This is a genomic window from Kocuria sp. U4B (assembly GCF_054875615.1).
Genome location: NZ_CM142180.1, coordinates 253,814 through 274,778 on the forward strand (window position 1 = coordinate 253,814; position 20,965 = coordinate 274,778).

Below are 20,965 nucleotides of genomic sequence, written 5' to 3' on the forward strand. Positions count from 1 at the left end.
TCAGCGGAAGACGACGGTGCTGGCACCGTCCAGGACCACGCGGTGCTCGCAGTGCCAGCGAACCGCACGGGAGAGAGCCAGGGCCTCGGCGTCCTGGCCGACCGTGGCCAGCGCGCGGGGATCGTGGGTGTGGTCCACGCGGATGACCTCCTGCTCGATGATGGGGCCCTCGTCGAGGTCGGCCGTGACGTAGTGAGCGGTGGCACCGACGAGCTTCACGCCCCGGGCGTAGGCCTGGTGGTAGGGCCGGGCCCCCTTGAAGCCGGGCAGGAACGAGTGGTGGATGTTGATGGCCCGGCCCGCCAGCGCCCGGCAGAGGTCGTCGGACAGGATCTGCATGTAGCGGGCCAGCACGACGAGGTCGATCCGGTGCTCCTCCACGAGGGCCAGGAGCTGCCGCTCCGCGCCGTCCTTGGTCTCGGCAGTGACCGGGATGTGGAGGTAGGGCAGTCCTGCGGCCTCCGCCATGGGGCGCAGGTCGTCGTGGTTGGAGACGACCAGGGCGATCTCACCGCCGAGGCCACCGGCGCGCCAGCGGAAGATCAGGTCGTTGAGGCAGTGCCCGCTCTTGGAGACCATGACCAGCAGCCGCGGCGGAGTCGGGTCGTGGAAGCTGTAGCTCATGCCGAACTGCTCCGCGATGGAGGAGAAGTCCTGCTCCAGTCCTCGACGGGTCAGCCGGGGCGATCCGGTGAAGGCGGTCCGCAGATGCACGACGCCGCGCACCGGATCGTCGAACTGCTGGTGCTCCTTGATGTTGCAGCCCTGGTCGAGCAGGAACTTCGTGACGGCGTGGACCACTCCCGGCCGGTCGGGGCACCTGGCGGCGAACACGAACTGGCAGCGGGTCTCCCCGGTGGCCGCGTCCGCAGGAGCCGCCTGGTGGCCGACCGGTGCCTCAACCTTCTCCACGAGAGTCATGGAAGCCTCCTCAACACATGTACACCTGAAGTGTGCGACTTATATATTAGACTTTCCTGTAGCGTAGGTAACACCGGCCGACCGGTCAAGGGTCGGCCGGAAATGAAGCTGGGAGGACCCGTGACCGTGGGCAGCATCGGGGCAGAGCGGACATCACCGCAGCGGGCGTCGTTGGCCGGGACCGCATATGCGGCCATCCGCGACCAGTTGCTGACCCTGCAGATCCGCCCCGGCGAGCCCATCAACGACGAGGTCCTGGCCAGGAGCCTGGGCATGGGGCGCACACCGGTGCGGGAGGCCCTGAAGCGCCTCGAGGTCGACCGCCTGGTGGTGAGCTACCCCAAGCGGGGGACCTTCGCCACGCGTGTGGAGATCACCGATCTGGCGTATGTCTCCGAGATCAGGCTGCAGCTGGAGCCGCTGGCCGCCGCTCGTGCCGCCCGGGTGGCCACCCCCTCCATGCGCTCGGAGCTGGCCGGGATCCGGGAGCAGGTCGGCGCCTTCGACATCGACCGCGCCAGCGTCACGGAGATCCTGGCCTGCGATGCCATGGTCCACCGGGCCGTCTACCAGGCCGCGGGCAATCCGCACCTGGAGGACACTCTCATCCGCTACAACAACCTCGCCACCCGGATCTGGTGCCTGGTCATCGACCAGCTGCCCCGCCTGACCGAGCACGTCCACGAGCACTTCGAGCTGCTGCAGGCAGTCATCGACGGCAACGAGGACAGGGCCTCCGGGCTCGCTCGCCACCACATCGAAGGCTTCGAAGTGGCGGTGCGCTCGGCCTTGTTCGCGGCATGACAGGTCGTCGTGCGCCCGGGCGTGCCGCCCGCTCCGGCCTCGCGCGGGCCGGAGCGGACGAGCAAGGGGGCGGACCGGCTCCGCCCGGGCGCAGCCAACGGGCCCGGCCCCTCCCCCAGGAGGTGCCGGGCCCGTTCGCTGTGCCGGAGGCGTGGGCGGCGCGCTCTCAGACCTCGGTCGCCACGAGTTCCTCCGCCTGGTCCACGGCGCGGTCGGCGGCGATGAGCTCCGCCGCCCGCTCCCCGATCATGTAGACGGTGATGTTCGGGTTGACGGTGACCAGCTCCGGCATCACCGAGGCGTCGGCCACCCGCAGGCCCTCGACGCCCTTGACCCGCAGCTGCGGGTCCAGCGGCGACATCGCGTCGTCGGCCGGGCCCATCCGGCAGGAGCCGGCCGGGTGGTAGACGGTGTTGTGGGTGCGGCGGACGTAGTCGGCCAGCTCCTCGTCCGTCTGCACGTCCTGGCCCGGGAACAGCTCCCGCCCGGCCCACTCGGCCAGCGCCGGCTGCGCCACGATCTCGCGGGCCTTGCGGATCCCGGCGATCATGATCCGCATGTCGTAGCCCTCGGGGTCCGTGAAGTACCGCGGGTCCACCCGGGGCTTGTCGCGGAAGTCCCGCGAGCGCAGCCGCACCGTGCCCCGGGAGCGGGCGTGGGTGACGTTCGGGGTGAGGCAGAAGGCGTTGTCGGCCGTCGGGTAGCCCTGCCGGTAGGTGTGCATGTCGAAGTTGACCGAGCCGTAGTGCATCATCAGGTCCGGCCGGTCGGTGTCGGGGTCCACCTGGGTGAAGATCCCGGCCTCCCACCACTGGGTGGACTCGGTGACCATGGGCTTCTTCGCCTCCCACTGGATCACGCCCTCGGGGTGGTCCTGCAGGTTCGAGCCCACGCCGGGGGCGTCCACGAGCACGTCCACGCCGACCTCGCGCAGGTGCTCGGCCGGGCCGATCCCGGAGAGCATCAGCAGCTTCGGGGTGTCGATGGCCCCGGCGGAGACGACCACCTCGCGGCGGGCGCGCACGGTGCGGCCGGTGCCGAAGGCGTTGTCCACGACCTCGACGCCGACGGCCCGGCCGCCCTCGATCACCACGCGCTTGGCCTGCGTGGAGTGCAGGATGGTGAGGTTGCCCCGGTCCGCGACCGGGTGCAGGTAGGACACCGAGGCCGAGGCGCGGGTGCCGTCGGGCCTGCGGTTGATCTGGAAGAAGTTCGCGCCGTTGACCACGGTCTTGCCGGTGTTGAACGGGGTGCGCGGGATCCCGGCCTCCTCGCAGGCCTCCAGGACCGCGACGCCGCAGGGGTCGCCGTCCGGGACCTGCATGAGGTGCACGGGCCCGTCGTGGCCGTGGTGGGCACCGGGGTCGTCGTTGGTCTCGAGCTTCTGGTACAGCCGGAAGGCGGTGCCGGCGTTCCAGCCCTCGGCGCCGAACTTCTCCTCCCACTCGTCCATGTCCTCGGAGGGCGCCCAGAAGGCGATGCAGGAGTTGTGCGACGAGCACCCGCCCAGCACCTTCGCGCGGGCCATGCGCATGAAGGAGTTGCCGTTCTCCTGCTCCTCGAGCGGGTAGTCCCAGTCGTAGCCGGACTCCAGCAGCTCCATCCAGCGGCTGAGGGTCAGCACCTCGTCGATGTTCTTGTCGTGGGGCCCGGCCTCGATCAGCCCGACGGTCACGTCCGGGTCCTCGGACAGCCGGGCGGCGACGACGGCTCCGGCGGAGCCCCCGCCGACCACCAGGTAGTCGAACTCCTGGGGGGCGTCCTGGGGCGCGGGGGTGGAGCTGGGAACGGTCATGTCGTGTCTCCTTCGGAGGATCGGGTGCGGCTTCAGTGCTGGGAGAACCAGCCGGTGACGGCGGGTGCGGTGTTCTGGTAGACGTGCTTGAGCTCCTGGTACTCGCCCAGTCCGGTGGGGCCGAGCTCGCGGCCGATGCCGGACTGCTTCATCCCGCCCCACTCGGCCTGGGGCAGGTAGGGGTGGTAGTCGTTGATCCACACCGTCCCGGCCCGGAGCCGGGACGCCACGCGGTGGGCCTTGCCGGCGTCGGCCGTCCACACGGCCCCGGCCAGGCCGTAATAGGTGTCGTTGCCGATCTCGACGGCCTCGTCCTCCGTGGTGAAGGTCTCGACGGTCACGGTCGGGCCGAAGGCCTCGTCGTGGACGCAGTCCATCTCGCGGGTGCAGCGGTCGATGACGGTGGGCGGGTAGAAGAAGCCCTGCGCCAGGTCCAGCGACCCGTCGGCGGAGGCACCGGTGGCGTAGGCGCCGCCGGTGCGGATGCGGGCGCCCTGCTCCCGGGCGCACTCGACGTAGGCGTGGACCTTCTCGCGCTGAGCGGCGGAGATCAGCGCCCCGGTCTCGGCCTGCTCGTCGAAGGGCCCGCCGAGGCGGATGCCCTCGGCCCGCCGGACCAGCTCGTCGACGAAGCGCTCGGCGACGGACTCCTCGACCACCAGCCGGGCCCCGGCCGAGCAGACCTGGCCGGAGTGCACGAACGCGGCGTTGAGGGCGTTGTCCACCGCGGCGTCGAAGTCCGCGTCGGCGAAGACGATGTTGGGGTTCTTCCCGCCGAGCTCCAGGGCGATCTTCTTGACGGTCGGCGCGGCCGCGGCGGCGATCGCCCTTCCCGTGAGCACGCCGCCGGTGAAGGAGACGAGGTCCACGTCCGGGGAGGAGGACAGCGGGGCACCGGCCTGCGCACCGGCGCCGAGCACGAGGTTGGCCACGCCGTCCGGCAGGCCGACCTCCTGGAGCACCTCCATCATGAGGATCGCGGTGTGCGGGGTGAGCTCGGCGGGCTTGAGCACGAACGTGTTGCCCGCGGCCAGGGCCGGGGCGATCTTCCACACGGCCTGCAGCAGGGGGTAGTTCCACGGCGTGATCAGGCCGCACACGCCCACCGGCTCGGTGACGACCTTCGAGACGACGTCCGGGTTCCCGGCGTCCACGATGCGCCCGGTCTGCTCGGCGGCGATCTTGCCGAAGTAGGCGAAGCAGGCGGTGATGTCGTCCATGTCGATCTCGGACTCGACCAGGCGCTTGCCGGTGTCGAGGGACTCGGCGCGGGCGAACTCGTCCTTGCGCTCGCGCAGGCGCTCGGCGACCCTCAGGAGCAGGTCGCCGCGCTGGGCGGCCGGCACCGAGGACCAGCGGCCGTCGTCGAAGGCGCGGCGGGCCGCGGCGATCGAGCGCTCGGTGTCCTCCGCGGTGGCCTCGGCGACGACGCCGACCTCGGTGCCGTCGGCGGGACAGACGATGGTGCGGGTGCCGCCCTGGGCGGCTGCCTGCCACTGACCGTCGATGAACAAAGTGGTGCTCACGGTTTAACCTCCTTGACCGCGGGGATCTGCCCCGTCGGCACGTCGTGGATGTCGGTGGACCAGTCGGGGTGGCCCTGTGCGCCGTCCTGGATCTTGGACGGGCCGGCGTGGATGCTCAGGAAGGCCAGGTGCGCCTCCCAGCTGTCGAGGACGTCGTTGATGACCTGCTCGTGGCTCCAGTCCATGACGTCGGTGCCCTGGGAGCCGGTCTCGTTGAAGACCTCGAGGCGGTAGTAGAGGTCCGAGTCGGGGTTGGTCCGGTGCCCGCCGAAGGCGGGCACCGGGGTGGCCACCGGATAGACCTGGTAGCAGAAGTCCCGGTCCTCGCCCATGCGCACGCTGAGCGTGTGCTCGGAGAGCCCCTGGTAGCCGACCACCGAGCTGGTGAGCTCGGCGTCGCGGCCCTGGGCCTTGAACTCCTCGACGACCTCCGTCAGGGCGGGGAGCAGCACCTGGTCCTCGTAGCGGCGCACCGCCCTCGGGCCGGGGAACGAGCCGATCCGGGAGAGCCTGCGGCGCCAGTGGCTGTCCGGACCGGGGATGCGCGAGGCCGCCGCGGAGCGGCGCGTGGAGCTGAGCCCCTCGCGCTGGGAGCGCTCGGCGCGCAGCGCCTTCCAGAACCCGATCATCACGAGGTACATCACGACCGAGAAGGGCAGGCCGATGATCAGCGTGGCGGCCTGCAGGGTGGCCACCCCGCCGACCAGCAGCATGGCCAGGGTCAGCAGCCCCGTGGCGGCGGCCCAGAACACCCGCAGCCACTTGGGCCCGTCCTGGGTGGGGTCCTGGATGGTCGAGGTGAAGGTGGACATCACCAGCGCTCCCGAGTCGGCGCTGGTGACGTAGAACAGCAGCCCGGCCAGTGACGCGAGCGCGATGAGCAGCGGGGCACCCGGGTACTGGTCGAGCAGGGAGTAGAAGGCCCGCTCGGGGGTGTTCATGGCGACCTGGCCGAAGGCGTCGTCGCCGCCCGTGACGATCGCCAGGGCGCTGTTGCCGAAGACCGAGACCAGGATGAGGATGAACACGAACGGCACGGTCAGGGTGGCGACCACGAACTCGCGCAGGGTGCGGCCGCGGGAGATGCGCGCCAGGAACAGTCCGACGAACGGCGCCCACGCGACCCACCAGGCCCAGAAGAACAGCGTCCATCCCGCCATCCACTCCGCGGCGCCCGTGTAGGCGAAGGTGTCCAGGGTGATCCCGGGCAGCGCGGCCACGTAGTCGCCGAGGTTCTGCACCATGGCGTCGAGCAGGAACGAGGTCCGGCCGGCCACGAGCAGCCAGACGACGAGCGCCACGGCCATCAGGACGTTGAGCTCCGAGAGCCGGCGGATGCCCTTGTCCACGCCCGAGACGCACGAGGCGGTGGCCATCACCACGGCCACGACGATCAGCCCGATCTGGGCGGCGACGCCCTCCTCGATCCCGAACAGCAGGAAGAGGCCGTAGTTGAGCTGCACCACGCCGATGCCCAGGGAGGTGGCCACGCCGAAGATCGTGCCCAGCAGCGCGGCGATGTCCACCGCGTCCCCGGCCCGCCCGTGCACCCGCCGCCCGATCAGCGGGTAGAGGGCCGAGCGGATGCTCAGCGGCATGTTCCAGCGGTAGGCGAAGTAGCCGAAGGCCATGCCCATCATGGCGTACATCGCCCACCCGCTCACGCCGTAGTGGAACAGGGTCCACACCACCGCCATCCGGGTGGCCTCGGCCGTCTCGCCGTCCCCGGTGGGCGGGCCGTAGTACTGGGTGACCGGCTCCGCCACGGAGAAGAACAGCAGGTCGATGCCGATGCCGGCCGCGAAGAGCATCGCGGTCCAGGTGAACAGGTTGTACTGCGGCTTGGAGTGGTCGGGGCCCATCTTGATCCTGCCCTCGCGGGAGAACGCCACGACGAGCACGAAGACCGTCACCACGGTGGCGGTCAGGACGTAGAACCAGCCCATGTTGGTGGCGATCCAGCCGACCACGGCGCTGATCACGGTCGAGGCCTGCTCCGGGGAGAAGATCGCCCACAGCGAGAACAGGACGATGGTCGCGCCCGAACCGGCGAACACCGTGCGGTTCACGGTGGGCCGGGACCGCGCGCCGGGCGGATCCTCGCTGCCGGGCGGCTCCTCGCCGCCCGAGGTGCGTTGCTGCAGGACGGAAGTCATGGGACGAGTCCTCCTGGGAGTGGTGGTCCGGGTTGGAGTCCGACCGTTCCGCGGCCCTGCGCGGAACGGTCGGGGCGGGCACGTCGTCGTGCCCGCGAGGCGGTGCGACGGCCGAGGCCGCCGCACCGGTGTTGGGTAACATGGTGACACCGCCCTTCCGGTTGGTAAAGTCATTTTTCATGAGCACTTCCTCCCGAGACCGGGTCCTGGGCGGCGCCCTCGAGCTGCTCCGAAGCGGTGGCACCATCTCCCTCGAGTCGGCCGCACGGCACGTGGGCCTGAGCAAGCCCGGGGTGATGTACCACTTCCGCACGAAGGAGGCGCTGATGCTCGCGCTGGTCGACCGGGTGATGGACGGCTGGGAGGAGCAGATGGCCCGCCGCCTGCCCGCCCCGGCGGAGCAGGTGCCCGCCCGCGAGCGCCTGCGCGCCTACCTCGACTGGTGCCTGTCCGGGGAGTTCGACGAGACGGATCTGGTGATGCTCACCGACCCGCGGCTGCGCGGAACGCTCAAGGAGCGCTGGGCCGCGCGGGTGGCACCGTGGGTCGCGCTGCCCGGGGACCTGCCGGCCGAGGACCGGGACCGGCTGCTGACCGTGCGGCTGATCGCCGACGGCGCGTGGTTCGCCGACGCCTCGGGCATCCTCCCTCTCGACCCGGACGAGCGGGTGCGCGTCCGGGCCGTGGCCGACGCCCTGCTGGCGGCCTGAGCCGTGGCGCGGTGGCTGCTGCTGATCGCCGCAGTGCTCAGCGAGGTGGCGGCCACGCTGTCGCTGAAGGCGGCGCTGGACGAGCCCGCCTGGTACGCGCTCGTCGTCACCGGCTACGGTGCCGCGTTCACCTTCCTGGCCGCCGTGCTGCGCCGCGGCACGCCCGTGGGGGTCGCCTACGGCGTGTGGGCCGCCCTGGGGGTGATGCTCACCGCCCTGGGGGCGGCCGTGGTCTTCGGCGAGCGGCTGAGCCCGGCCGTGCTGGCCGGGATCGCGCTCGTCGTGGCCGGTGTGCTCTGCGTGGAGATCGGTTCCCACCGTCCCGCCCCGCGGCAGGAGGAGGCACCATGATGGCCTGGCTCTTCCTCGCCGGCTCGATCCTCACCGAGGTCGCCGGGACCCTGTCCCTGCGCATGGCCGCCCGGGGCCGCCCCCGCTGGTACGCCGCCGTGCTCGCCGGCTACCTGGTGGCCTTCACCTGCCTGAGTCTCGCGCTGGCCGAGGGCATGTCGCTGGGGGTCGCCTACGGCATCTGGTCGGCCACCGGCGTGGCGCTGACCGCGCTCGCCGGCCGGCTGCTGTTCCGCGAGCCGTTCACCTGGGTGACGGCGGTCGGGGTGGCGCTCATCGTGGGCGGGGTCTTGCTGATCGAGCTGGGCGCCCGGCCGGCCTGAGCGCCTTCCGTGCGCTCGGCCGGCAGAGCCTCCGTGCGCTCGGCCGCCGCCGGCGGGAACGGCCGCTCCACCCGCGGTGCGGAGGCGGGGATGCTGGAGGAAGGCGTCCTGCGTGAGGGACTGCCGGTGCCGGCGGCTTCTTGACTGCCTCCGGACCCGGCACCAGACTTTGAAGCGTGGTTGCACCGCTGGATCGCCAGCAGCTCCTCCTGGGTGCCGCCCCGCGGCTCACCCGGCCTCGGGCGGCGGCACCGGATGCCGTGCCCGCGCCGGCCGGGACGGATTGGATGCGCAGTGCCCGCCCATCGTGATCCCCCCGGCCCGTCACACCCCGCCGTGCCCGGCACCCCGCCGGCGCTGACCGCTCCGGCCCCGGTGGGCCGGAGCCGGCCCACCGGCCTCCCGGCCCGTCGCAGGGCGCGAGCACGGGGTGACCACCACCGTCCCGCCCGCAGGCCGTGCCGGGCATGGTCGAGGCCGACCGCGCGACCGGTGTGGCTTCGCGCCCCGTGGCGCACGGCGAGCACGGCCGCTCCACGGACCGGTTCCCTGTCGGCGGGGCCGACCTCGTCCCCGGACAGCCATGCCCCGCATGCGGGACCGGCCACCGCCCCGGACAACCCTCCTGGAAGGAAATCCCATGTGCGCGACGCCCGAAGCTCCTGCCCACGGCAGCGAGAGCGAGAACCCGGCGATCGACTCCCCCACCCCCAAGACCGGTCGCCGGCCGAGGACGGTCCAGGACTGGTGGCCCGACCAGCTGGACCTGGGGGTCCTGAGGAAGCACTCGGCCACGACCGACCCGCTGGGCGCCGACTTCGACTACGCGAAGGAGTTCGGGACGCTCGACGTCGAGGAGCTCAAGCGCGACCTCGTCGAGCTGATGACCACGTCGCAGGACTGGTGGCCCGCCGACTTCGGGCACTACGGGGGGCTGTTCATCCGGATGAGCTGGCACTCGGCCGGCACCTACCGGATCGCCGACGGCCGTGGTGGCGCCGGGGAGGGCGCCCAGCGGTTCGCCCCGCTCAACAGCTGGCCGGACAACGCCAATCTGGACAAGGCCCGGCGCCTGCTGTGGCCGGTCAAGCAGAAGTACGGCCGGAAGCTGTCCTGGGCCGACCTGCTGGTCCTCGCCGGGAACGTCGCGCTCGAGTCCATGGGCTTCAGGACGTTCGGGTTCGGCTTCGGACGCCAGGACGTCTGGGAGCCCGAGGAGATGTTCTGGGGCCCGGAGGACACCTGGCTCGGCGACGAGCGCTATGCCGGCGACCGGGAGCTGTCGGGCCCGCTGGCCGCGGTGCAGATGGGACTGATCTACGTCAACCCTGAGGGCCCCGGCGGCAACCCCGACCCGGTGGCCGCCGCCCGTGACATCCGCGAGACCTTCCGCCGGATGGCGATGAACGACGAGGAGACGGTCGCCCTGATCGCCGGAGGGCACACCTTCGGCAAGACCCACGGCGCGGGGCCCGCCGACCACGTGGGCCCCGAGCCCGAGGCCTGTCCGGTGGCGGCGCAGGGGCTCGGCTGGAGGAGCACCTACGGCACCGGCAAGGGCCCGGACACGATCACCAGCGGGCTGGAGGTCACCTGGACCAGCACCCCGACCCGGTGGGGCAACGGCTTCTTCGGGAACCTCTTCGGCCACGAGTGGGAGCTGACCGAGAGTCCCGCCGGGGCGCACCAGTGGGTCGCCAAGGACGCCGCTGAGACCGTTCCGGACGCCTACGACTCGGCGAAGAAGCACCGGCCGACAATGCTGACGACCGACCTCGCGCTGCGGGCCGACCCGGTGTACGAGAAGATCTCGCGGCGCTTCCACGAGAACCCCGACGAGTTCGCCGAGGCGTTCGCCAAGGCCTGGTACAAGCTGCTCCACCGCGACATGGGCCCCGTCTCCCGCTACCTGGGCCCGTGGGTCCCGGAGCCGCAGCTGTGGCAGGACCCCGTCCCGCCGGTGGACCACGAGCTGGTCGACGACGACGACGTGGTCGCGCTGAAGGCCGCTCTCCTCGGCTCGGGCCTGAGCGTGTCCCAGCTCGCCTCCACCGCCTGGGCCGCCGCGTCCAGCTTCCGGGGCACCGACAACCGGGGCGGGGCCAACGGCGCCCGGATCCGCCTCGAGCCGCAGCGCAGCTGGGAGGTCAACGAACCGGCCCGGCTGGCCGAGGTGCTGCCCGTCCTCGAGCAGGTCCAGCAGGACTTCAACGGCGCCCGGTCCGGCGGCAAGAAGGTCTCGCTGGCCGACCTCATCGTCCTCGGCGGCTGCGCCGCCGTCGAAGAGGCCGCGCGGAACGCCGGTCACCAGGTCGAGGTCCCGTTCCGGCCCGGGCGCACGGACGCCACGCAGGAGCAGACCGACACCGACTCCTTCGCCGCGCTCGAGCCCCAGGCCGACGGCTTCCGCAACTACCTGGGCTCCGGGGCGAAGCTCTCCCCCGAGATGCTCCTGCTCGACCGCGCCTACATGCTCAACCTCACCGCCCCGGAGATGACGGTCCTGGTCGGCGGCATGCGAGCCCTGGGCACGAACGTCGGGACGTCGCAGCACGGGGTCCTCACCGACCGCACGGGGACCCTGACCAACGACTTCTTCGTCAACCTCCTCGCGGCCGGCACGGAATGGAGGATCTCCGGGTCGTCGGAGGACGTCTTCGAGATCCGCGACCTCGCCACGGACGAACTGAGGTGGACGGCCACCGCGGCCGACCTGGTCTTCGGCTCGCACTCCCAGCTGCGGGCGATCTCCGAGGTCTACGCCGGCGACGACGCCCAGGAGAAGTTCGTGCGCGACTTCGTCGCCGCGTGGGTCAAGGTGATGGAGCTCGACCGGTTCGACCTCCGCTGACGACGCCACCGGCACGACCCGCTCGGAGCACACGGGAGGGGAAGCCGGCGAGCACCTGCCCGAACCGGGGGAGCGAGGGAGCGAGGTGCCCGGTCCGGGCCGGGCACGGCGTCACCGGCACGCGCCGGGACGTGTGCGGCCGGAGGGTGGCCGCCGCAGGTGGCACGGGCCCGAGGCAGCCGGCGTGGCTGCTCGGCTCCCGGTCGTTCGTCCCCTCCGCGCGCCCCAGCAGTGCCGTGGCACGGTGCGGCGCGGTGACCCGGACGAGGAGGCAGGGAAGCGGCTCGACGTGAGCTCACAGCCCGTGGCCGGGCTCGGCGACGGTGGTGCGGGGGGCGGCGCCGAGGGGTTCGTCGCCGGCCAGCGCGGCGAAGATCCCCTCGGCCTCGGCGGCGGGCACCACCCGGTTGGGATCGTCGGGATCGGGTTCCCAGGGCATGAGGTCGATGCTGATGCTCTCCCGCGGGACCCGTGCGATGCCGGCGCCGAGCCGGGCCAGGGTGCGCACGTCGGCCAGGTCGGGGTCGGCCCGGACCGAGGAGGTCACCGCCTCCAGGAACGTGTAGGCACGCTTCGGACGGGTGGCCAGTCTCCGTTCCTTGATCCGGTCCACGACGGTGTACATCACCGTCTGCTGATTGCCCATGCGTCCGATGTCGCTGCCGTCGCCGATGCCGTACCGGGTCCGGGCCCAGGCCAGGGCCTGGGCCCCGTCGAGGACCTGCTCCCCGGCCGGCAGGTCGAGGTCGGCCTTGGGGTCGACCATCGCCTCGGGCAGGTCGACCGGCACCCCGTCCAGGGCGTCGACGATACGGGCGAACCCGGCGAAGCGCAGCTCGAGGAAGTGGTCGACCCTCGCCCCGCTCAGCGCCTCGACGGCCTTGACCAGACACCCCGCCCCGTCCCCCAGGGCTGCGTTGAGCATGCCGTGCTGCCCGGCGAAGACGTCGCTGAGGTCGTCCGTGCAGGCGGGGAGGTCCATCATGGTGTCCCGGGGGATCTGCACGGCGTCGATGCGGGACCGGTCCTCGCTCAGGTGGACCAGCACCATGGAGTCGGCCCGGTCGCCCAGGGCCGGGTCCCCGTCGCGGGCGTCGGAGCCGACGAGCAGGAGATTGGTCCCGCCACCCCGCACGGCGCCGGCCGATGCCGTGCCGGCTCCGCGGTCCAGGTCCACCGTGTCGATGGTGTCGACCAGACGGGCGAACCGGCCCAGCATCGCCGGGACCGTCACCACCGTCAGCAGGACCAGGACCACGCCGAAGGTCACGGACAGCCGGACCCAGCGCGGCCACGCGGCACAGGAGGCCACGGCGTCGGCGCGCGTCACGGCCTGCGCCCCGGGCCGGGGTGCTCCACACCGGCGATTTCCTCGGGCACCCCCTGGCCGGTGCGCGCCCGGGTGCGGGCGTCGAGGCCCAGCACGGCCACGACGGCGCAGAACCCGGCAGCGCCCACCAGCGCTGGGACCAGCCAGTCCCCGTCGGGGGCCACCGGTGTGCGGTCGGCCAGCTGCCAGGGCCACAGGGACCTCATGGCCCCGAGCATCAGCCCGGTGACCACGACCATGGTGGTCCGGTGGTGGTGGGCCAGCACCCACTGCAGGACCTTCACGATCGCGGCGAGACCCAGCAGGCAGCCGGTGAGGAACAGGCCGAGGTAGGCGAGGTCCCGGTCGGCGACCGCCTGCAGGGTGGGCTGGTACAGCCCGATCGCCAGCAGCAGGAAGGAGCCCGAGAGCCCGGGCAGCAACAGCGCGCAGACGGCGGCCGTCGCCGCCGCCACGATGAGGACCGGGTGCGGGTCCACCACGACGGGCGGCAGGGACACGAGCGCGAACGCCGCGACGGCGGCGACGGCCACGACGGCCCCGTCGCGCATGCGCACCGGCCCGCCCGCCAGACGCAGGGGCACGGCCAGGGAGGCCGCCACCATGCCGAAGAACGCCGCCCGCGTCGTGACGGGGTGGGCGTCCACCAGGACACTCACGGGCCCGGCCACGCCCAGCAGGGCCACCACCATGCCCACGGCGACCGGAACGATGATCCGCCACTGCACCGCCGCCAGGTGGTCCCCGGCCCCGGCGAGGCGGTGGGGACCCAGCACCAGCTGCTTGGCGGCGGAGACCAGGCGGCCGGCGGAGTTGATCAGCTCGTCGTAGATGCCCGTCACCAGCGCCATGGTGCCCCCGCTGACCCCGGGCACGGTCTCGACGACCCCGATCAGCGCTCCTCGGACCATGTTGGCCGGGATCGACGCACGGTCGGTCGGCGGCGACAGGGGCACACGAGAGGTCGAGGGGGACGGCGGCACGGGCGACTCCTGCATCGGGGGCGGCATGGGAAGGGGGGCGATGCGCGCACCGCCCCCCCAGCGGCACCACCGTCGCAGACCCACCTTGATGCCAGGTGGGCGCCGGCTGACAGGTTCCGCCCACGGCCGGCGGTCGACGTGACCACCGACCCGGTTCTCCGGCGAGGGCATGGGGGTTCGCTCACGCGCCGGCCGAGGAGCGCCCGGGACAGGCCGGGGCCGCGGCTGATCCGGGGGACCGGCTCCCCCGCTTCGACGGGCCGTAGGGTGCCGCGACCGGCTCACCGCGGGCCGCGCCCGGCCCGGTACCCGGCCGTCCTCCCCTCCAGGCGCTCGCGGCGGGTGGGCTCACCCGGCGTGCTGGGTGAGACGGGAACGTCTCCGTGGTCCACGCTCCTCACGGTCTCGTGCGCCGTGTCGTCGCTGCGCCACGCGAACGGCCGGTGGCGGAAGCTGGTGAGGACGTGGCGGCCGTTGCCCTCGAAGGAGTCCTGCCGCCGCCCGCGGCCGCACGTCCCTGCCGTGCTTCTGCACCCAGGTCACCGGCCCGCCGGACCAGCGGGTAGCCGTCCGTCCCGGCCCGCAGGCCGGTCCTCTCGGCCATCTCCGCCGGGGGTGGCGATCATCGCCCGGTCATCCGGAACCGCCACGTGGTCGTCGTGCTGCTGCCGCGGCTCCGGGCCGCCGTTGAGCCGGGTGCGCTCCTCGGCCAGCTCGCCCACCACCGCGGGACCAGCCGGTCCGCGGTGCGCTCCTGGACCGCCCGCCAGCGGCTCGTCGCCCGCCTCGGGCCAGGGACGGTTGGGACCGCAGCGGGTCAGCACGTCGTCGGACGTCCCGCGCACCCGGCCCGAGGACGAGCCGGCCAACGGGGTCCTGCGATCGACCCGGGCCCGGACCGGCGCCGCCCGGACGCCGGCGCCCGACCTCGTCGGGGCGCCGGCGGAGGGCACCGTCCCCGACCTCGTCGTTCCGCATCGACCCGACATCGCCGACGGCGCGGTCGAGGCCCTCGTGGGCCCGGTCCTCCACCCAGGACATCGGCGCCGGTGGAACGCACCGGCGCCGCCGGAGGCCCGAACGCCGCCGTGCGGCCGGGCCGTTCATCGGCCTGTCGGGGTCACGGCCCTGCTCCAGCACCTCTCGCCGTCCGCCGCGGCCAGCCCGCGGCACCCCGGGAGACAGGTGGGACGGGGCTCCGCCCAGACGCATCAGGACGGCTGCCTGCGACAGCCCCCGTTACCTTTTTCATGGCTCTTCAGTCCGTCAGGATGAGAGGTGCTGACCGGTCGGTTGCCGGCATGATCGTTGCCCCCAGTCGCCCATGATCCGGGGGTGTTGTCACCGGCAACCGGTCCGGTGGTCACGGATCGCTGATAGAGGCGGGATCTCCTTCGAGGACCTTCGTAACGTGGATGCCGAGCGTGACCACCACCCGGCCGGTCAGTAGACGCTGTGGGCCCACGTTGAGGAGGCAACACCATGAGCGAGCAACGCCCGGCCGTGTTCATCGGCCTGGACGTCGGCAAGTCCGACCACCACGCGGTGGCCGTGACGAGCACCGGGAAGACGGTCTATGACAAGGCGCTGCCTAACGACGAGGCCCGGCTGCGCGCGATCCTCGAGGAGCTGGTTGCAATCCACGGGCCGGCGCTGATGGTCGTGGACCAGCCAGCCACCATCGGCGCCCTGCCGGTGGCCGTGGCCGAAGCCACCGAGCAGGTTGAGGTGGCGTATCTGCCCGGGTTGGCGATGCGCCGCATCGCCGACCTGCACCCGGGGAGTGCGAAGACCGACGCCCGGGACGCGTTCATCATCGCCGAGGCGGCCCGCACCATGGCCCACACCCTGCGGAACATCCGGGTGGATGAGGCTCAGATTGCTGAGCTGGCGGTGCTGGCCGGTTTCGACGACGACCTGGCCGCCCAGATCACCGCGACCAGTAATCGGTTGCGCGGGATGCTCACCCAGATCCACCCCGCCCTCGAAAGGGTGCTGGGACCGCGGGTGACCCACCCGGCGGTGGCGGATCTGCTCACCCGCTACCCCACCCCGGCGAAGCTGGCCGCGGCCGGCAGGGGCCACGTGCGGGCGAGGCTGAAGAAGCACGCCCCCCGCCTGGCCGAGTCGTTGACCGAGGAGATCTTCGAGGCCCTGGCCCAGCAGACCGTGGTGGTGGCCGGCACCGAGGCCGCGACCACCGTGGTGCCCATCCTGGCCGGGCAGCTGGGCGCCCTGATCCACCAGCGGGCGACGGTGGCTACCCAGGTCGAGGCCCTCGTGGAGGCCCACCCTCTTTGCCCGGTCCTGACCTCGATGCCCGGAGTGGGGGCCAGGACCGCCGCGAGAATCCTCACCGAGGTCGTGGGCAAAGACTTCGCCGATGCCGGGCACCTGGCCTCTTACGCCGGGATCGCCCCGGTCACAAGACGGTCGGGGACCTCGATCCGCGGCGAGCACGCTCCCAGGGGTGGGAACAAACGCCTCAAGAGAGCCCTGTTCCTCTCGGCCTTCGCCTCGCTCCACCATCCGCCCTCGAGGGCCTACTACGACCGGAAACGCGCCCAGGGCAAGCGCCACAACCAGGCGATCATCGCCCTGGCCCGCCGCCGGACCGACGTGCTCTTCGCCATGCTCAGGAACGGCACCCTCTACCAAGACCCCACCGGGCCCCAAACGCCGTCAACGGTGGCCCTGGCCGCTTGACCAAAACCATAGAGGCACCCCCCAGTCCCCCGTGCGGTTCTGTGCACGCCGTGCGCCGGCCCGTGTCCGAGCAGCCCCCTGGAAGTGGAGCGTGCTCGTTCGACCTCCCGCACGGGCCTGGTGTTGATCGGCCGGGCGCAGCGCCGGTCTTCGCCATTTGATTCTCCGTGCACGTCGACCGCCATCCAGTGAACGAAGTCCAGCGGACGCACGACAGGTGGTGTTGCCTGGGTCACCATGGACAGCAATCCCCGTTGCGGCCGGATCCCCGGCCTCCTTCGTCACACCTGGAGAGCGTCCATGAGCGAAACCACCCACCCCGTCCGCCCTTCCGCACTGGGGGTGGGCCATCCCCTGGACCTGCTGACTCCTGCGGAGATCTCGGCCGCCCGCCGCATCCTCGCCGACGCCGGACACGTGGGGCCGGCCACCCGGTTCCCGCGGGTGCTGCCCGTGGAGCCGCCGAAGTCCGTGGTCCTGTCCCACGCCGACGGCGCGGACGACTTCGACCGGTCCGTGGACGTCACCCTGCTGGACACCGACACGGGGCGCACGCGCCGGGCGGTCGTGTCGGTGACGGCCGGGCAGGTGCGCTCGATCGAGACCCTGGCCACCGGGGAGCACCCCTACGGCCAGGCCCAGTACCTGTTTGAGGAGTACGACCGGGCCGCGGCGATCGTCAAGGCGGACCCGCGCTGGCAGGCCGCCATGGCCCGCCGCGGGATCGAGGACACGACCCACACGTTCGTCTCCCCGCTGGCCCCGGGGTTCTTCCCCCGGGAGGACGAGACGGGCAAGCGCATGATCCGCTCCCTGACCTTCCACCGCCGCTTCGAGGGCGACAACCCCTGGGGCCACCCGGTCGAGGGCCTGATCGCCCACGTCGACCTCACGGCCGGGGTGGTCCTCCGCCTCGAGGACGAGGGCGACGTGCCGGTCCCGATGGCCGACGCCAACTACACCCCCGAGCACGTCGGCCCCGCCCGCACCACGCTCAAGCCCCTGGACATCGTCCAGCCCGAGGGCCCGTCCTTCCAGGTCGAGGGCACGCACGTGACCTGGGAGAACTGGAAGCTGCGCATCGGCTTCAACGCCCAGGAGGGCCTGGTCCTCAACCAGGTCACCTTCCGCGACGACTCCGGGGAGGAGCCCGAGGACCGCTCCGTGCTCTACCGCGGCTCCGTGCCCGAGATGGTGGTGCCCTACGGGGACACCACGAGCACCCGGTTCTGGATCAGCTACTTCGACGCCGGGGAGTACCTGCTGGGCAAGAACGCCAACTCGCTGAAGCTGGGCTGCGACTGCCTGGGCGTGATCCAGTACTTCGACGCCTTCGTGGCCGACGACGAGGGCCACCCGATGGAGATCCCGCACGCGGTGTGCATGCACGAGGAGGACTACGGCATCCTCTGGAAGCACACCGAGCCCGGCGAGGCCCCCCAGGTGCGCCGCTCCCGGCGGCTGGTCATCTCCTACTTCGCCACGATCGGCAACTACGAGTACGGGTTCTTCTGGTACTTCTACCTCGACGGCTCCATCCAGGTGGAGGCCAAGGCCACCGGGATCGTCTTCGCCGGAGCGTGTGTGCCCGGGCAGCCCGGCCGCCACGCCGCCGAGATCGCCCCGGGCATCCAGGCCCCCGTCCACCAGCACATCTTCTGCGCCCGCCTCGACGTCGCCGTCGACGGGATGGAGAACTCCGTGCAGGAGGAGAACCTGGTGGCCCTGCCCATGGGCGAGGACAACCCGTACGGCAACGCCTTCACCTGGTCGCGCACCGACGTCACCCGCGAGTCCGAGGGCGTGCGCGACGCGAACACCGAGACCGGGCGCAAGTGGTTCGTCACCAACCCCCACCGGCGCAACCACGTCGGGGAGCCCACCGCCTACCACCTGATCCCCATGCCGGGGCCGCGGCTGCTGGCCGCGGAGGGCTCCTCAGCCCGCAAGCGGGCCGAGTTCGCCACCCACCACCTGTGGGTCACCGCGTTCGATGCGGCCGAGCGCTTCCCGGCCGGGGACTTCCCCAACCAGCACGCCGGCGGCGGCATCGGCGAGTGGGTGAAGCAGGACCGCGAACTCGCCGGCACCGACGTGGTGCTGTGGCACACCTTCGGCCCCACCCACGTCCCGCGCACCGAGGACTGGCCGGTCATGCCCGTGGACTACTACGGCTTCTGGTTCAAGCCCTACGGCTTCCTCGACCGCAACCCCGCCCTGGACCTGCCCGACTGGTCCACCGCCGGCGGTCGGTGCTGCGGCACCGAGGTGGGCCGCGCCGACCCCGCCCCCGCCGTCGAGAGGGTGCACGCCATCACCGGCACCGGCGACCACCCCCACGGCCATGCCCCGAGCCCCTCGCCCCGCTCCGCAGCCCCCGCCTGCGACTGCAAGGAGTGACCCATGAGCGCGAACGCCACACCGCAGGCCGGCCCGCCGGTGTCCGGTGAGCCTGCCGCCCGCGGCCACCTCGCCGAGAGCGCGGGCCTGGACCGCCGGACCCTCACCGTGCCCCCCCTGGTCTTCCTCATCATCGCCGCCTCGGCTCCGCTGACCGTGCTGGCCGGCGGGGTGACCTCCACCTACGCCGTCGCCGGCCTGCTGGGGGTGCCCCTGGCCTACGTCCTGCTCGGGCTGCTGCTGGGACTGTTCGCCGTGGGCTACGGGGCGATGTCCGCGCGGATCACCAACGCCGGGGCGTTCTACGCCTACATCGCCGACGGCCTGGGCCCCCGCCAGGGCATCGGCGCCTCGTGGCTGGCGCTGGTCAGCTACAACGCCATGCAGATCGGCCTCTACGGCATCTTCGGCTTCGCGCTGTCCTCCTTCCTCGAGGCCCGGTGGGGCCTGGCGGTGCCGTGGTGGGCCTCGGCCCTGGCCGGGCTCGTGGTCGTGGGCCTGCTCGGGATCAGCCGGGTGGACCTCTCCGCAAAGGTGATCGCCGTGCTCGTGGGCCTGGAGTTCCTCGTGGTGATCGTGGTCGACGTCGTCTCCCTGGCGGTGGCCCCCGAGGGGATCAGTGCGCAACCGCTGATGCCGGGCGAGTTCCTCGCCCCCGGCATCGGGGCGGTGCTGGCCTTCGGCATCGCGGCGTTCATGGGCTTCGAGTCCGGGGCGATCTACAGCGAGGAGGTCAGGGACCCCGCCCGCTCCGTGCCGCGGGCCACCTTCACCGCCGTGGGCGTCATCGCGGTGTTCTACGCCGTGTCGGCCTGGGCGCTGGCCGTGGGCATCGGTCCCTCCTCGATCGTGGCGGCCTCGCGGGAGAACGGGCCCGACCTGGTGTTCGTCTTCCTCGCCGAGCACGGCGGGGTGCTGCTCACCGACATCGCCCAGGTCCTGTTCGTCACCAGCCTGCTGGCCGCGCTCATCGCCTTCCACAACGCGGTGGCCCGGTACTTCTTCTCCCTGGGCCGCGAGGCCGTACTGCCGCGGTGGCTGGGGGCGGTGGGGCGGCGCAACCACGCCCCGGTGGCCGGGTCCCTGACCCAGAGCGGCCTCGCCGTGGTGCTCGTGGTCGGCTTCGCGGTCACCGGAGAAGGCTCGGAACTGGGCCCGCTCTTCCCGGTGCTGACCCTGTTCACCTGGCTCACCAACGCGGGCGCCTTCGGGCTGGTCTTCCTGCTGGCCGTCACCTCGCTGGCCGTCATGGGGCACTTCCGCCGCGACCCCGGAGGCCACTCCGTCTGGGTGCGCCGGCTCGCCCCCGGGGCCTCGGCGGCCGGTCTGGGGTCCGTGTTCGTGCTGATCCTGGTGAACTTCGACGTCCTCATCGGCGCCGAGGGTCCCAGCCCGCTGGCGGTGGTCATGCCCGCGATCGTCCTCGCCACCGGGGTGGCCGGCCTGGTGTGGGGGGAGCACCTGCGGCGTCGTCGCCCCGACGTGTTCGCCCGGGTCGGCACTGGAGGCACCGCCGAGGTGGTTCCTGCAGCTGCCTCCCCGCTCGGAGGGGCTGACCATGTCCGCCGCTGAGGCCGTACGGCCTGTTCCCGCCGGAGGCCTCCTCGCCGGTGCCTCCGCCGCGCGGACGTCGAACGGCCACGTGCACCTCCTGCTCGTCGCCTGTGTGGCCGCCTCCGTCGCAGCCCACGGGTGGATGGCGGTCGGCGGCGGCCACGGTGCCGGCTGGTCCCTGGTCATGGCCGCCATGTCCGTGGCGTGCACCGTCTGCCTGGTGGATCTGGTGCGCCGGCGGGAGGCGCACGGGCCGGTGCGCATGGCCCTGGGCATGGCGGTGGCCATGGCCGTGGTCCATGTCCTGATGCTCCCGCTCATGGCAGGCGGGCAGGGAGGGACCCAGCATGCGCACCACGCAGTGGGCGGTACCGCACCGGGTGCCGTGGCCGCCTCCACCGGCGGGGCGGACCACGGCACCATGGTCCTGCCGATCGCCCTCGAGCTGGTGGCGGCGGGTCTCGCATCGGCCCGGCTGCGCCACCGGTCCGCGGGCTCCCGAGCGCGGATTCCCGGCTTCCTGCGCTAGGATGCGGTCTCGACTGTGACGGCGAA

15 protein-coding genes are annotated in these 20,965 nt (G+C 72.3%); 9 read left to right on the top strand and 6 right to left on the bottom strand.

Annotated elements, in window-relative coordinates; all coding sequences use genetic code 11:
* Positions 1-921, bottom strand: coding sequence for a formyltetrahydrofolate deformylase (gene purU, locus ACYSMR_RS01190; protein WP_309125093.1), 921 nt, complete (start codon positions 919-921; stop codon positions 1-3).
* A gap of 102 nt (positions 922-1,023) precedes the next feature.
* On the opposite strand from purU, the gene ACYSMR_RS01195 reads away from it, so the two are divergent.
* On the top strand, positions 1,024-1,725 hold the full coding sequence (locus tag ACYSMR_RS01195; RefSeq protein ID WP_251334275.1) for a GntR family transcriptional regulator: 702 nt from the start codon (positions 1,024-1,026) through the stop codon (positions 1,723-1,725).
* A 166-nt stretch (positions 1,726-1,891) separates the two neighbouring features.
* Here ACYSMR_RS01195 and ACYSMR_RS01200 read toward each other — a convergent pair whose 3' ends face one another.
* From ACYSMR_RS01200 to betT, 3 genes are read right to left on the bottom strand one after another with little or no spacing between them, the layout of a single operon-like run.
* Positions 1,892-3,520 (bottom strand): GMC family oxidoreductase, encoded by a 1,629-nt coding sequence (locus ACYSMR_RS01200; protein ID WP_309125094.1) that lies wholly within the window; start codon positions 3,518-3,520, stop codon positions 1,892-1,894.
* Positions 3,521-3,552: 32 nt separating this feature from the next.
* Positions 3,553-5,046, bottom strand: a complete 1,494-nt coding sequence (locus ACYSMR_RS01205; protein WP_461747125.1) for an aldehyde dehydrogenase family protein — start codon at positions 5,044-5,046, stop codon at positions 3,553-3,555.
* A complete protein-coding gene (gene betT / locus ACYSMR_RS01210; protein WP_251334272.1) occupies positions 5,043-7,202 on the bottom strand; it encodes a choline BCCT transporter BetT in 2,160 nt (719 codons plus the stop codon). Before betT ends, ACYSMR_RS01205 begins: the two co-directional genes overlap by 4 nt.
* Positions 7,203-7,381: 179 nt before the next feature.
* Between betT and ACYSMR_RS01215 the strand changes: the two genes are divergently transcribed.
* The 4 genes from ACYSMR_RS01215 to katG all read left to right on the top strand — a co-directional run bounded on the left by ACYSMR_RS01215 (position 7,382) and on the right by katG (position 11,437).
* On the top strand, positions 7,382-7,912 hold the full coding sequence (locus tag ACYSMR_RS01215; RefSeq protein ID WP_251334271.1) for a TetR/AcrR family transcriptional regulator: 531 nt from the start codon (positions 7,382-7,384) through the stop codon (positions 7,910-7,912).
* Between the two features lie 3 nt (positions 7,913-7,915).
* Positions 7,916-8,263 carry a DMT family transporter gene (locus tag ACYSMR_RS01220; protein WP_251334270.1) on the top strand — a complete coding sequence of 116 codons (348 nt, stop codon included), beginning with the start codon at positions 7,916-7,918 and terminating at the stop codon, positions 8,261-8,263.
* Positions 8,263-8,586 carry a DMT family transporter gene (locus ACYSMR_RS01225; protein ID WP_309125100.1) on the top strand — a complete coding sequence of 108 codons (324 nt, stop codon included), beginning with the start codon at positions 8,263-8,265 and terminating at the stop codon, positions 8,584-8,586. The genes ACYSMR_RS01220 and ACYSMR_RS01225 overlap by 1 nt, the downstream gene beginning before the upstream one ends.
* Positions 8,587-9,226: 640 nt before the next feature.
* On the top strand, positions 9,227-11,437 hold the full coding sequence (katG, locus tag ACYSMR_RS01230; protein WP_461747126.1) for a catalase/peroxidase HPI: 2,211 nt from the start codon (positions 9,227-9,229) through the stop codon (positions 11,435-11,437).
* Positions 11,438-11,732: 295 nt separating this feature from the next.
* Here the strand turns inward: katG and ACYSMR_RS01235 are convergent, their stop codons facing one another.
* Positions 11,733-12,767, bottom strand: a complete 1,035-nt coding sequence (locus tag ACYSMR_RS01235) for an LCP family protein (RefSeq protein WP_461747127.1) — start codon at positions 12,765-12,767, stop codon at positions 11,733-11,735.
* The gene (locus ACYSMR_RS01240) at positions 12,764-13,723 is read right to left on the bottom strand and encodes a DUF368 domain-containing protein (protein ID WP_461747128.1); all 960 of its coding nucleotides are present in this window, start codon (positions 13,721-13,723) and stop codon (positions 12,764-12,766) included. Before ACYSMR_RS01240 ends, ACYSMR_RS01235 begins: the two co-directional genes overlap by 4 nt.
* A gap of 1,509 nt (positions 13,724-15,232) precedes the next feature.
* On the opposite strand from ACYSMR_RS01240, the gene ACYSMR_RS01245 reads away from it, so the two are divergent.
* The 4 genes from ACYSMR_RS01245 to ACYSMR_RS01260 all read left to right on the top strand — a co-directional run bounded on the left by ACYSMR_RS01245 (position 15,233) and on the right by ACYSMR_RS01260 (position 20,939).
* Positions 15,233-16,456: an IS110 family RNA-guided transposase gene (locus ACYSMR_RS01245; protein ID WP_461746870.1), complete on the top strand. Its 1,224-nt coding sequence runs from the start codon at positions 15,233-15,235 to the stop codon at positions 16,454-16,456.
* A gap of 300 nt (positions 16,457-16,756) precedes the next feature.
* Entirely contained in the window at positions 16,757-18,856 is a 2,100-nt protein-coding gene (locus ACYSMR_RS01250) for a primary-amine oxidase (RefSeq protein ID WP_461747129.1), read from the top strand.
* A 3-nt stretch (positions 18,857-18,859) separates the two neighbouring features.
* Positions 18,860-20,428, top strand: a complete 1,569-nt coding sequence (locus tag ACYSMR_RS01255) for an APC family permease (protein WP_461747130.1) — start codon at positions 18,860-18,862, stop codon at positions 20,426-20,428.
* Positions 20,429-20,498: 70 nt separating this feature from the next.
* The gene (locus ACYSMR_RS01260; protein WP_461747131.1) at positions 20,499-20,939 is read left to right on the top strand and encodes a hypothetical protein; all 441 of its coding nucleotides are present in this window, start codon (positions 20,499-20,501) and stop codon (positions 20,937-20,939) included.
* Positions 20,940-20,965 lie beyond the last annotated feature (26 nt).

What these genes read in the sequence shown, in the direction of transcription:
- purU (WP_309125093.1), bottom strand. Translation starts at nt 921, where the DNA reads ATGACTCTCGTGGAGAAGGTTGAGGCACCGGTCGGCCACCAGGCGGCT.
- ACYSMR_RS01195 (WP_251334275.1), top strand. Translation starts at nt 1,024, where the DNA reads ATGAAGCTGGGAGGACCCGTGACCGTGGGCAGCATCGGGGCAGAGCGG.
- ACYSMR_RS01200 (WP_309125094.1), bottom strand. Translation starts at nt 3,520, where the DNA reads ATGACCGTTCCCAGCTCCACCCCCGCGCCCCAGGACGCCCCCCAGGAG.
- betT (WP_251334272.1), bottom strand. Translation starts at nt 7,202, where the DNA reads ATGACTTCCGTCCTGCAGCAACGCACCTCGGGCGGCGAGGAGCCGCCC.
- ACYSMR_RS01215 (WP_251334271.1), top strand. Translation starts at nt 7,382, where the DNA reads ATGAGCACTTCCTCCCGAGACCGGGTCCTGGGCGGCGCCCTCGAGCTG.
- ACYSMR_RS01225 (WP_309125100.1), top strand. Translation starts at nt 8,263, where the DNA reads ATGGCCTGGCTCTTCCTCGCCGGCTCGATCCTCACCGAGGTCGCCGGG.
- katG (WP_461747126.1), top strand. Translation starts at nt 9,227, where the DNA reads ATGTGCGCGACGCCCGAAGCTCCTGCCCACGGCAGCGAGAGCGAGAAC.
- ACYSMR_RS01245 (WP_461746870.1), top strand. Translation starts at nt 15,233, where the DNA reads ATGAGCGAGCAACGCCCGGCCGTGTTCATCGGCCTGGACGTCGGCAAG.
- ACYSMR_RS01250 (WP_461747129.1), top strand. Translation starts at nt 16,757, where the DNA reads ATGAGCGAAACCACCCACCCCGTCCGCCCTTCCGCACTGGGGGTGGGC.
- ACYSMR_RS01255 (WP_461747130.1), top strand. Translation starts at nt 18,860, where the DNA reads ATGAGCGCGAACGCCACACCGCAGGCCGGCCCGCCGGTGTCCGGTGAG.